The organism is Streptomyces sp. FH025, from assembly GCF_017427025.1.
Taxonomy (GTDB): Bacteria; Actinomycetota; Actinomycetes; order Streptomycetales; family Streptomycetaceae; genus Kitasatospora.
Map to the genome: position 1 here is coordinate 1 of NZ_JAFLNG010000178.1, position 12,056 is coordinate 12,056.

General features: G+C 72.3%; 11 protein-coding genes. 5 read left to right on the forward strand and 6 right to left on the reverse strand.

Translation table 11 applies throughout. From position 1 onward, the window contains the following. Positions 1-3: 3 nt before the first annotated feature. From J0670_RS15225 to J0670_RS15235, 3 genes are all read left to right on the forward strand, one after another. Positions 4-666, forward strand: coding sequence for a response regulator transcription factor (locus tag J0670_RS15225; protein ID WP_207812113.1), 663 nt, complete (start codon positions 4-6; stop codon positions 664-666). Positions 667-882: 216 nt separating this feature from the next. Beyond that, positions 883-2,880 (forward strand): 2-oxoacid:acceptor oxidoreductase subunit alpha, encoded by a 1,998-nt coding sequence (locus tag J0670_RS15230; protein ID WP_207812105.1) that lies wholly within the window; start codon positions 883-885, stop codon positions 2,878-2,880. Positions 2,881-2,953: 73 nt separating this feature from the next. After that, positions 2,954-4,009, forward strand: coding sequence for a 2-oxoacid:ferredoxin oxidoreductase subunit beta (locus J0670_RS15235; RefSeq protein WP_207812106.1), 1,056 nt, complete (start codon positions 2,954-2,956; stop codon positions 4,007-4,009). 63 nt (positions 4,010-4,072) lie between these two features. Here the strand turns inward: J0670_RS15235 and J0670_RS15240 are convergent, their stop codons facing one another. From J0670_RS15240 to J0670_RS15250, 3 genes are all read right to left on the reverse strand, one after another. Further along, the gene (locus tag J0670_RS15240) at positions 4,073-4,453 is read right to left on the reverse strand and encodes a VOC family protein (protein WP_207812107.1); all 381 of its coding nucleotides are present in this window, start codon (positions 4,451-4,453) and stop codon (positions 4,073-4,075) included. 162 nt (positions 4,454-4,615) lie between these two features. Beyond that, positions 4,616-6,277 (reverse strand): LCP family protein, encoded by a 1,662-nt coding sequence (locus J0670_RS15245; RefSeq protein WP_207812108.1) that lies wholly within the window; start codon positions 6,275-6,277, stop codon positions 4,616-4,618. Beyond that, entirely contained in the window at positions 6,270-6,728 is a 459-nt protein-coding gene (locus J0670_RS15250) for a DUF6542 domain-containing protein (RefSeq protein ID WP_207812109.1), read from the reverse strand. The genes J0670_RS15245 and J0670_RS15250 overlap by 8 nt, the downstream gene beginning before the upstream one ends. Before the next feature lie 310 nt (positions 6,729-7,038). On the opposite strand from J0670_RS15250, the gene J0670_RS15255 reads away from it, so the two are divergent. After that, entirely contained in the window at positions 7,039-7,680 is a 642-nt protein-coding gene (locus J0670_RS15255; RefSeq protein ID WP_307806532.1) for a TetR/AcrR family transcriptional regulator, read from the forward strand. A 193-nt stretch (positions 7,681-7,873) separates the two neighbouring features. On the opposite strand, the gene J0670_RS15260 is transcribed toward J0670_RS15255, so the two are convergent. Further along, complete coding sequence (locus J0670_RS15260; RefSeq protein WP_207812110.1) at positions 7,874-8,437, reverse strand: RICIN domain-containing protein; 564 nt, start codon at positions 8,435-8,437, stop codon at positions 7,874-7,876. Here J0670_RS15260 and J0670_RS39905 point away from each other — a divergent pair. Then, positions 8,427-9,218, forward strand: a complete 792-nt coding sequence (locus J0670_RS39905) for an endonuclease domain-containing protein (protein WP_279383014.1) — start codon at positions 8,427-8,429, stop codon at positions 9,216-9,218. The genes J0670_RS15260 and J0670_RS39905 overlap by 11 nt on opposite strands. A gap of 14 nt (positions 9,219-9,232) precedes the next feature. On the opposite strand, the gene J0670_RS15270 is transcribed toward J0670_RS39905, so the two are convergent. Then, positions 9,233-10,117, reverse strand: coding sequence for a CAP domain-containing protein (locus J0670_RS15270; protein WP_207812112.1), 885 nt, complete (start codon positions 10,115-10,117; stop codon positions 9,233-9,235). A gap of 133 nt (positions 10,118-10,250) precedes the next feature. Further along, on the reverse strand, positions 10,251-12,056 hold a 1,806-nt coding region (locus tag J0670_RS15275), incomplete at its 5' end, for an NB-ARC domain-containing protein (RefSeq protein ID WP_243437046.1).

Below are 12,056 nucleotides of genomic sequence, written 5' to 3' on the forward strand. Positions count from 1 at the left end.
ACCATGCGCCGCGTCGTCATAGCCGAGGACTCCGTACTGCTGCGGGAGGGTCTGACCCGGCTGCTCACCGACCGCGGCCTGGAGGTCGTGGCGGGTGTCGGGGACGGCGACGCCCTGGTGAGGACCATCCACGAGCTGGCGGCCGCCGACGCGCTGCCGGACGTGGTGGTCTCCGACGTGCGGATGCCCCCGACCCACACCGACGAGGGCCTGCGCGCCTGCGTGGAGCTGCGCGGCCACTACCCGCGACTGGGCGTGCTGGTGCTGTCGCAGTTCGTGGAGGAACGTTACGCCTCGGAGTTGCTGGCCGGCTCCACCCGGGGCGTCGGCTATCTGCTCAAGGACCGCGTCGCCGAGGTCCGCGAGTTCGCCGACGCGGTGGTCCGGGTCGCCGAGGGCGGCACCGCGCTGGACCCGGAGGTGGTGCAGCAGCTGCTCAGCCGCAGCCGCAAGGGCGACGTTCTGGCCAATCTCACGCCGCGCGAGCGCGAGGTGCTCGGCCTGATGGCGGAGGGCCGCACCAACGCGGCGGTGGCCAAACAGCTGGTGGTCTCCGATGGCGCGGTGGAGAAGCACGTCAGCAACATCTTCCTCAAGCTCGGACTGGCCCAGAGCCCCGAGGACCACCGCCGGGTGCTCGCCGTGCTCACCTACCTCGGATCCTGACGCTCACCCCCTTGCGGCGCACCGGCCGTCCGGGTGCGGAATGATCTCCGGCGGCCGGGCGTTGTGACTGTGTGCGGTACCGGAGCGGGCCGGTGAGTTTCCAGCCGGAGTTCCGTCCGGGGTCGAGTGAGCGCGCATAGGATGCGAGCGCCGCACCAGGCGGACGGGGCACGGGGCCGCGCCCGCGGTGGTGCGGCCACGAGGAGGTCCGCGGCAGTGACCAGTCAGGTCGATCAGTCAGAGGCAGTGGACGGATCGGACGGCGACCAGGGTCGTTCCGGGAGCGCCGAAGGACGCCCCGCCACGGCCGGAACCGCCGATTCCCACGCCCCGGGCGGCCCGCCGCCGAGTCGCGCCAAGCCCATCCGCAGACTCGACCGGGTGATCATCCGCTTCGCCGGTGACTCCGGTGACGGCATGCAGCTCACCGGTGACCGCTTCACCTCGGAGACGGCCACGTTCGGCAACGACCTCTCCACGCTGCCGAACTTCCCGGCCGAGATCCGGGCCCCCGCCGGCACGCTGCCCGGCGTCTCGTCCTTCCAACTGCACTTCGCCGACCACGACATCCTCACCCCGGGCGACGCCCCGAACGTGCTGGTCGCGATGAACCCGGCGGCCCTGAAGGCGAACCTGCCGGACCTGCCGCGCGGCGCGCAGATCATCGTCAACACCGACGAGTTCACCAAGCGCGCGCTGGCGAAGGTCGGCTACCCGGCCGACCCGCTGAGCGACGGCTCGCTGGAGGGCTTCCACCTGCACAAGGTGCCGCTCACCACGCTGACCCTGGAGGCGCTCAAGGACAGCGGCCTGGCGCGCAAGGACGCCGAGCGGGCGAAGAACATGTTCGCCCTGGGGCTGCTGTCCTGGATGTACCACCGGCCCACCCACGGCACCGAGTCCTTCCTGCGCGGCAAGTTCGCCAAGAAGCCGCAGATCGCCGAGGCCAACATCAGCGCCTTCCGGGCGGGCTGGAACTTCGGCGAGACCACCGAGACCTTCGCGGTGTCCTACGAGGTGCCGCCGGCCAGGCTGCCGGCCGGGCGCTACCGCAACATCTCCGGCAACCTCGCGCTGTCCTACGGGCTGATCGCCGCCGCGCAGCGCTCCGGCCTTCCGCTCTACCTGGGCTCGTACCCGATCACCCCGGCCTCGGACATCCTGCACGAGCTGTCGAAGCACAAGAACTTCGGGGTGCGCACCTTCCAGGCCGAGGACGAGATCGCCGGCATCGGCGCGGCGCTCGGCGCCTCGTTCGGCGGGGCGCTGGGCGTGACGACCACCTCCGGACCCGGTGTGGCGCTCAAGTCCGAGACGATCGGGCTGGCGGTCTCGCTCGAACTGCCGCTGCTGGTCGTGGACATCCAGCGCGGCGGCCCGTCCACCGGCCTGCCGACCAAGACCGAGCAGGCGGACCTGCTGCAGGCGATGTTCGGCCGCAACGGCGAGGCGCCGGTGCCGATCGTCGCCCCGGCCACGCCCGCCGAGTGCTTCGACGCGGCGCTGGAGGCGGCCCGGATCGCGGTGGCCTACCGCACCCCGGTGTTCCTGCTCTCCGACGGGTACCTGGCGAACGGCTCGGAGCCGTGGCGGATCCCGGAGGTCGACGAACTGCCCGAGATCGACCCGAAGTTCGCGACCGGCCCGAACCGCGAGGACGGCGCCTTCTGGCCGTACCTGCGGGACCCGCACACCCTCGCCCGGCCCTGGGCGCTGCCCGGCACGCCCGGCCTGGAGCACCGGATCGGCGGCATCGAGAAGCAGGACGGCACCGGGAACATCTCCTACGACCCGGCCAACCACGACTTCATGGTCCGTACCCGGCAGGCGAAGGTCGACGGCATCACCGTGAAGCCGGTGGAGGTCGACGACCCGACCGGCGACGCCCGGGTGCTGGTCCTGGGCTGGGGCTCGACGTACGGCCCGATCACCGCGGCGGTGCGCCGGGTGCGCGCGGACGGCGGCGAGATCGCCCAGGCGCACCTGCGCAACCTCAACCCGTTCCCGGCCAACCTGGGCTCGGTGCTGCGCAGTTACGAGAAGGTCGTCGTGCCCGAGATGAACCTGGGCCAGCTCGCGCTGCTGCTGCGGGCGAAGTACCTGGTGGACGCGGAGTCGTACAACCAGGTGCGCGGACTGCCGTTCAAGGCGGCGCAGTTGGCGGACGTGCTGTCGGCGGCGATCGGCACCCTGGACGAGGAGGACCACCGATGAGCGAGCGGAGCGAGCGAGCCGTCAAGAGGTGCGCGTGGGCGAATGCCCCCGCCGAGCGTAGCGAGGTGGGCGCATGAGCGAGAACGGCTTCCCGTCCCTGCGACTGGTGCCCAAGGCGGAGGCGCCGCTGAGCACCCGGGACTTCAAGACGGACCAGGAGGTGCGCTGGTGCCCCGGCTGCGGGGACTACGCGGTCCTGGCGGCGGTGCAGTCCTTCATGCCGGAGCTCGGCATCAAGCGCGAGAACACGGTGTTCGTCTCGGGCATCGGCTGCTCCTCGCGGTTCCCGTACTACATGAACACCTACGGGGTGCACTCGATCCACGGCCGGGCGCCGGCGATCGCGACCGGGCTGGCCTCCTCCCGGCGGGACCTGAGCGTGTGGGTGGTGACGGGTGACGGCGACGCGCTGTCGATCGGCGGCAACCACCTGATCCACGCCCTGCGGCGGAACGTCAATCTGAAGATCCTGCTGTTCAACAACCGGATCTACGGCCTCACCAAGGGCCAGTACTCGCCGACCAGCGAACTCGGCAAGATCACCAAGTCCACGCCGATGGGCTCGCTGGACGCGCCGTTCAACCCGCTGTCGCTGGCGATCGGCGCCGAGGCCTCCTTCGTGGCGCGCACCATCGACTCGGACCGCCAGCACCTCCAGTCGGTGCTGCGCGCGGCGGCCCGGCACGAGGGCACGGCGCTGGTGGAGATCTACCAGAACTGCAACATCTTCAACGACGGCGCCTTCGAGGTGCTGAAGGAGCCCGGCACCCGGGACGAGGCGCTGATCCGGCTGGAGCACGGGCAGCCGATCCGCTTCGGGGCCGAGGACGGCAACGGCGTGTTCCGCGGCCCGGACGGCGAGCTGTTCACCGCCCCGGTGACGGCCGACAACGAGGCGGGGCTGCTGGTGCACGACGCCCACGCGGCCAGCCCCGCCACCGCCTTCGCGCTCTCCCGGATCGCCGACGCGGACACCCTGCACCACACGCCGATCGGCGTGCTGCGGGACGTCGAGCGGCCGGTCTACGACCAGTTGATGGAGAGCCAGCTGGCCACCGCCGCCGCCCACCGGGGCCCGGGCGACCTGGCCACCCTGCTGGCGGGCAACGACACCTGGACGGTGGACTGACCTTCCCGGCTCGCGCGTTGGCGCCCCCGTCCGGCACCGGACGGGGGCGCCTTCTCGTCGTGGCTACCGTTCGACCCATTCGACCAGCTCGATCACGACCCCGTTCGGGTCGGTGACCTGGAACAGCTTCTCGCCCCACGGCTCCAGGCGCAGCGGCAGGGTGATCGCGACCCCTTCGCCGCGCAGCCGCTTCTCCTGCGCCTCGATGTCCTCGACGACGAACGCCAGGATCACCCCGTCCGCGGTCCGGTGCCGCTGGTCCTCGGGCAGCACCTCCAGGCCGCGGCGCAGGTAGACGACGTTGACCCCGCCGCCGGGGTGGCCGAGGGAGACGAAGCCGTCGGCGGACATCTGCTCGGTGTAGCCGAAGTGCCGCTGGAGGAAGGCGGCGGAGGCGGTGACGTCCTCGACGGTCAGGGAGACGGCGGTGGTGCTGATCTGCATGGCGGAGCCCTCTCGTCAGTGAGCACGGTTGTACGGAGCACGGTTATCCCGTACGCAGTACACTATACATAGTACGGAGAATCTCGACAGGGCTCGGGAAAGGCCTGAGGGAGGCCCCCGCGGTGGGGGGCCTCCCTCAGGCCTGCTGTGGTGCGGAGCGCGTCAGAAGACGCAGGGGATGCCGCCGTCGGACTGGGCGTCGACGCCCGGGCCCTGCATGGGCAGGTTGGCGGCCGGGTCCCCGGTGGCCGGGGCGCTGGGAGCCGCGGGCTTGTCGGAGGCGACGCCCGTGAAGGTGCTGCCGAGGGTGACCACCACGTGGTCGGCGGCGGCCGAGGAGGACTCGGTCGCGGTGACGCCGTAGCGGGCGGCGATCTGGTCGGCGGCGTCCTTGGCGCCCTTGCCGTAGGTGACGGTGGTGGTCTTGGGCTTGCCGGCGGCGGAGCCGGTGCGGCCCTCCTTGAAGCCCATCGCGACCAGGGCCTTGGCCTCGGCGCCGGAGGAGACCCCGGCGGCGGTGGAGGCGTTGAACACGTCCACGGTGGCCGGGGAGGCGGCCTTGGCCGGCGCCTGGGTCGGTGCGGGCTCGGTCGCGGCGGGGGTGGCCGGGGAGTCGCTCTCGCCGTCGGCCGGGGCCGAGGGCGCGGAGGCGTCGGCGTAGCCGAACAGCTGCTTGACGACCTTCTGGATCTTCGAGGGGGTGACCAGGTTGACGTCCTGGCCGTTCTTGGTGCCGAAGCCGTCGAAGGTGAGGGTGTTGAACTCGACGTTGCCGCCGGTCAGCGCCGGGGCCTGCTGGGCGAAGTCGAGGACGTTCCACTCGTTGTCGATGACGAGGTCCTTCTGGACGACGCCGAACAGGGCCTGGAGCTTGCCGATGTCGCTGACGATCCCGTCCTGCTTGAGCTTGTGCACGACGGAGGAGATGAAGGCCTGCTGGCGGTGGGTGCGGGCGAAGTCGCCGGTGTTGCCCTTGCCGTCGTCCAGGTTGTGCCGCTGGCGCACGAAGGCCAGCGCCTGGGAGGCGTTGAGGGTGTTGATGCCCTTCTTGAAGTCGGCGCCGGAGCCCTGGCCCTCCATCGCCGGGTCCTTGGTGTCGTGGGTGAGGCAGACCTGGATCGGCTGGACGGCCTTGGCGATGTCGTAGAAGCCCATCAGGTTGACCTCGGCGATGTGGTCCACCGGCTGGTCGAGGAACTTCTGCACGGTGCGGATGGTGGCGGCGCGGCCCGCGTCGCGGCCGGCCTTCTCCAGGTCCGCGCCCTTGAGGCCCTTGGCCACCAGGCCCGGGTTCACCTTCTCCTTGGCGATCCCGTAGGCCTCCTTGATCTTGTGCATGCCCTGCTGGGTGCCGTCCCCGTTGTACGTCATGACGTAGTCGTCGCGGGGTATGGAGACCGCCTGCGCCTTGCCGCCGTTCGCCGGTATGTGCAGCAGGATCAGGGAGTTGGTGTTGTAGCCGCCGACGTCCGAGCTGTGCCCGGCGTGCAGCTCGTCCTGGACGAACTGCGGATCGAGGTCCGAACCGTCCATGTTCTTGCGGCTGTCCAGGCCTATCAGCAGCAGGTTGACCGAGTTGTCGAGGTGCTTGGGGGCGTCCTTCTTGGTCTCCGCGATGACGCCGGACGTGGTCATCCCGTCGGTCAGCGCCGTGTACTCGTACCAGACCACCCCGCTGGCCGCGAACACCGTGAACCCGACCGTGCAGGCCACCACCCGGCCCGCGATCAGCACCGGGGAGGATCTGCGGGCCGGGGCCTTCGTCTGCGCGGCCCTGCGCCCGGCGGCCCGGCCGCCGTCCCGCTGCTCGTCGTCGTCAGCCATGGCGCCTCCTTCGGTCCCGGACCACCCGGACCACGATCACCAGTAGGGCCGCGGCCGCGGCCTGTGCCATCACGGGAAAGCCGTGCACCACCCACTTCGCCGAGCCGGTGGCCAGGCGATTGCCGTGGTACTGGTCGCCGTTGGCCGCCAGTTCGGCGACGGCCGTCACGCCCAGCACGACCAGCGGCGAGGCCGCCACTATCCACCACCAGCCGACGCGGGTGCTGAGCGCGGCCGCCAGGCCCGTCCCGAGCACCGCGCACACCGCGAACGCCAGGCCCATGCCGGAGCCGGAGAGTTCGTCGATCCCCGCGCCCACCAGCGGCAGCCCGACGGCCACCAGCGGGGGCAGGGCCGGACCGCCGGAGAAGGGGCGGGCGGGACCGTCGGGCCTGCCCGCCGCCCGCCGCCGTGAACCCTGGTCGGACGACCGTCCTCGCTGCCCCGCCACGCACTCACCCCCGGTGTTCCCGTGCTCCGTGCGCCACGGTCGGCGCCTCGCGCCGTCTCGCCGTGGGAGGCGGTTGCGGCGCTGCCAGTACGGGACGCTGGTGTCGGCCGGCCGGTTCCCGTTCGCGGTTTCCCGCTGCTGTCCGGGGACAGGCACGTTTTCGGATTCGCTCTACAGAGGTGTAGAGATCGGTACGCAGCATAGAGCACGGCTGTTCGGTGACAAGTCCGGGCCGAGAGCCGCGCGGATACACTACACCGGGCAGTTTTGAGAAGGTCGGCCGGGAACGCCGACGGATGAGGAGTGGACCGTGGCGACCACGGGCGGAGCGGGACGGCCGGAGAAACGGAAGGCGATCACCCGGGCCGCGACGACGGTCTTCGGGCGCGAGGGGTACGTCCGGGCCAGCATGGACGCGATCGCGGCCGAGGCCGGCGTGTCCAAACGGACGGTCTACAACCACTTCGCCGACAAGGAGACCCTCTTCCTGACGGTGGCCCTGCGGAACTCGGCGGAACAGACCGAAGAGATCCGGGAGTTGATGGCGAAGCACCTGGACCGGGTGGTGGACCTGCGCCGGGGCCTGGCCGACTTCGCCGTCGAGCGGGCACGTGCCGTCCTCTCCGCGGGGGACCACGGCGCGCTCGGCCGGGCCATCCGCGCCGAGGTGGCCAACATTCCGGCGGACGTGCTGGAGGCCTGGCTGGAGGCGGGCCCGGTGGCCTCCCGGCGCGACCTCGCGGCGCACTTCGAGGCGCTGGCCGGCCGGGGGCTGCTGGCGGCGGCGGACCCGGAGCTGGCCGCCGAGCAGTTCACCCTGCTGACCTTCCAGGGCATCGCCGAGCGCTCCTTCTGGGGCGCCGTCCCGGTGGCCGAGGCGGAGGTCGAGCGGATCGCGGAGCGGGGCGTCGACGCCTTCCTGCGGCTCCACGGGGCCCCGGCGGCGGACTGAGCGGAGCGGATCCCGGTGGGACGGTGGCGCACCACGGTCTTGACGACCGTTTGACCCGCTCGTGACGAGTCCCGAGCGGGTCCGTAGCGGAGGGCGTCGAGCCGTGACCGATCGTCACCGAACGGCCGTACACGGACGTCGAGGCCCGGTCCGCGCGGCGGCGCCGCCGCGCGGACCGGGCCCGGAGGAGCGGCTACCTGTACCAGCGCTGCGCGGGGTCGTTGCCGTTGCAGGAGGTCACCGAGGTGTACTGGGCGATGCCGTTGCCCTTGAGGCACTGCCCGGTGGCGGCGTTGCGGATCAGGTACCAGCCGCGGTCCTCGTCGGTCATGAGCCACTTCTGGTTGGCCGGCATCCAGTCCCCGGCCGGCCGGTTGAGGCCGTCCCACCCGCCGGGGGTGTCCCACAGCTGCACGGCGCCGGAGCGGGAGTCGAGGTCGAGCACCTTGCCGGCGCCCCCGTGCGAGATCGCGTAGGTGCCGTCGCAGTAGCCCCAGAACGACCAGGTCTGCGCGGGGCTCTGATTGGCGGTGTAGACGCCGACCCGCTGTCCGTTGGCCTCGTTGTCGGACGGCAGGTCGAGCGCGCCGGTGGAGCCGTTGTACACGCTCAGCGTGGTGCTCAGGGTCGGCGACAGGTCGCAGGCTCCGGCCGTGGCGGCCTGCGCGGCCGGGGCGGCGACCAGGACGGTGGTCGCGAGGGCCGCGGCGGCGCCGAGCGAGGCGAGGATCCTGCGGGTACCGGTGATGGTGCTCATCGGGGTTCTCCTTCTCTGGTGTGGAGTCACGTGGGGCCCGGGTTATCGGTCCCACGGCGTACCGTCGGCCGTGTTCAGGGGAGGCGGGACGGGCACGACGGAAATCGGAGGGCGATCGTTGGTCCAGAAGTTGCGCGTCGGTCCCGCGTGCGATCGCCCGGGCACCCGGCGGAGCCTGTGCGCGGCCCACTACGCGCAGCTGAAGCGGGGAGTGGTCCTGGTTCCGGTGCAGCGCAGGACGGCACGCGCCGCGTGCGGCTATCCAGGGTGCGAGTTGATCGCGGAGACAGGTCCCCTCTGCAAGCCCCACCAGCTCCAGCGGCATCGCGACGGGGAGTTGAAGCCCCTCCGGGTGAACCGGGTCGGCCCAGTGAGTGCGGCCTGCGAGGTCGTGGCGGGCGGCGGCCATGCGCCCGACGATCTGCTCTGCCAATGCACCGAGTGCGCTCGGGACTACCGCAAGCAGCTTCACCTCAGGACGCGCTACCGGCTCTCGTGGGAGGAGTACACGGGGCTGCTGGAGTTCCAGGGCGGGCGGTGCGCGATCTGCGGGTGCGCGGAGCCCGGAGGGAAGGGCGTCTGGCATGTCGATCACGATCACGGGTGTTGTCCCAAGGCGTCGGAGTCCTGCGGGCGATGCGTGCGCGGGATCGTGTGCAACTCGTGCAACGCGTCCGGACTCTCCTGGTACGAGCGGCTTCCGGAGGAACTGCGCACCTTCGACCTCCTGAACGGCTACCTGGCTGATCCTCCGGCCGTGCGGTTCCGGGCCGGCCGGTAGCAGGCGGACGGGGGTCAGACCTGGCCGAAGGTCTGGACGTAGCGGCCCCGGATGCCGTGCTGGCGGGGTGCGCAGCCGACACCGACGTGGCTGAAGCGCGGGTCGAGGATGGTGTTCCGGTGGTGCGGGCTGTTCATCCACATCCGCATGGCCTCGGGGGCGTTGTCCGCTGCCGCGACGTTCTCGGCGGAGGAGCGGAAGGCGAAGCCGGCGGCGCGGACCCGGCGCCACGGTGTGCTGCCGTCGGTGCCGTTGTCCTGGACGAGGTCGTGCGCGGTCATGTCCTCGGCGTGGCGCTGGGCGGCCGCGCTCAACCGGTCGTCCAGGTGGAGCGGCTGAGAGCCGGCACGGGCGCGCTCGGTGTTGACGGCGATCAGCACCTCGGTGCGGACGTCACCGCCGGCGGGCTGCGGTCGCCGTGCGGATCGCCACCGGTGGCCGTCGGCACCGCCGGTCGGGATGAGTTGCCAGCGCTGCGCCGGGTCAGTGCTGTCCCGCTCGGCCAGGACGAGGGGAGAGCCGGGGGCGGACGCCGTGAGGAAGAGGCTTCCCTCGTCGGCGCGGAGCGTCCGGATGCGGAGCCAGTCGTCACCGATGACCTCCAGGCACCAGCGCTGGTCGGGCTGGCCGTCCAGGTCGGCCAGCGAAGCCCGGCGGGTGGTGCGGTCGTAGTGCATGACCATGGCCTGACCGGGGGCGTACCGGCCCCGGGTCAGCTGGGTCTCCAGTACCCAGTTGCCGTCCATGGCCCAGAACACCCAGCCCTGGGTGGCGGTGCCGTTGCGTTCCCGGGACTGGACCGGAGTGCCCCGGTCGACGTGGCCGGGGCGGAGGTCGGCGACCGTTCCGTTCGCCGACCGGAGCGTCCAGGTCTGGCCGTTCCGTACGAGCGTGGGCATGGGTTGCGCCTCTCGTCGGTGCGTCGCCCCGGGCCGCGTTCGCGGTGGCCCGGGGCCTGACGGGAGAGACGTTCCAGGAGTGCGGTAGACGGTCCGTCAACGCGCGTAGTCGACGTGCGCGTTGATGTCGTGTCTACTCCTCCATCAGTCCCCTGACCTGCGCCGATTCCTCCTCCAGCCCCAGCCGTTCGTACAGCTCCAGGGAGTCCGCCAGGCAGGCCCGGGCCTGGCGCGGGCGGCCGAGGCCGGTGAGGGCGGTGCCGAGGGTGCGCAGCAGGCCGGCCTCCAGGGCGGCGCTGGTGCGGCGGGCGAGGGGGAGGACGGCTTCGGCGGCGTCGACGGCGAGCAGCCAGCGGCCGGCCTCGGCGTGGATGCGGGCGGCGAGGTCCCCGGCGGCGGCCGTGAAGACGGTGACCTGGAGGGCGGCGAACTCCTCGCGGGCTCCGACGGCGTGGGCGAGTGCCGCTTCAGGGTCGCCGCACAGCCGCAGGACGCGGGCGAGGTAGTAGCGGCCAGTGGCGGCGGAGACCGGTCCCGAGCCGGTCATGAGCCGGGCGCTGCGCTCGGCGGCGTCCCGGGCCTCGGTGAGGCGCCCGGTGTGGGCGGCGCTGAACGCGAACTCGCCGAGCGCGCTGCCCTCGGCGCGCTGGGCGCCGAGGCGGTGGAACAGGTCGGCGGCGCGGCCGGCGTGTTCGGCGGCCTCGGCGTAGCGGCCGTGCACGCGGGCGTTGCCCCCGATGTTCAGCAGGGCCTTGGCGAGCACCCGTTCGGGGCCCCCTGCGGTGCAGAGGTCGACGGCCCGGCGGAGGTCCTCCTCCGACTCGGTGTAGCGGTTGATGTGCCAGAGCATGCTGCCGCGCAGGTAGAGGGCGAGGGCGAGTGGCCCGGGTTCGCCGCGGGTTTCGGCTTCCCGGGCGAGCCGCCCGGCGAGATCGACGATGACGCCGGTCTGGGTGCGTTCGGCGAGCACCGCTCCCATCCGGTCGGCGAGTTCGGCGGCGCGGTCGAGTGGCAGGGCCGGGTCGGCGCAGCTGAGGGCGATGGCGGCGGCGTGCACCTCGGCCTGCTCGCGCATCCAGCGCACCGCCTCGGCGCCGTCGGCGATGGGCAGGCCGGGGGCGGCCACGGGGGCGCCGAGCAGGCTGAGTTCGGTGTCCTCGGCCTGGCGGGCGGCTCGGTCGGCGTTGCGGGCGGTGGCGAGGCAGAAGTCGGTGAGCCGGTCGGCGGCGGCGGTGTGTTCGGCGGGGCTTTCCTCGGCGGCGAGCCGTCCGCGAGCGTAGTCGCGGACGAGGTCGTGGTAGCCGTAGCGGTCGAAGCGGGGGGAGTGCAGCAGGTTGAGGTCGACGAGGGTTTCGAGGAGCCGGTCGGCCTCGTCCTCGGTGCGGCCGAGCAGGGCGGCGGCGCAGGGCAGCGGGAGGTCGGGGGCGTCTGGCAGGGAGAGCAGGCGGAAGGCGCGGGCGAGTTCCGGGTCGAGGCGGTGGTAGGAGAGGGCGAAGGTGGCCTCCACGGTCCGTTCGCCGTCGCTGAGTTCGGCCAGCCGGTGTTCGCGGCGCAGCCCTTCGGCGAGGGCGGCGAGGGTGAGCGCGGGGTCGGCGGCGAGCCGGGAGGCGGCGATGCGGACGGCCAGCGGCAGCAGTCCGCAGGCCCGGACGACTTCTTCGGCGGCCTCCGGTTCGGCGGCCGTGCGATCGGCGCCGACGATCCGGGTGAGCAGTTCCAGGGCCTCGGCGGGCGGCAGGGTGTCCAGGCGCAGGTGGTGCGCCCCGGAGAGGCCGGTGAGCCGCTGCCGGCTGGTGATCAGCACGGCGCAGCCGGCCGCGCCGGGCAGCAGCGGTTCGACGTGGTCGAGGGTGGCGGCGTTGTCGAGGACGACCAGGACGCGCCGCCCGGCGAGTACGGAGCGGTAGAGGGCGCTGCGTTCGCCGGTGTCGGGCGGGAT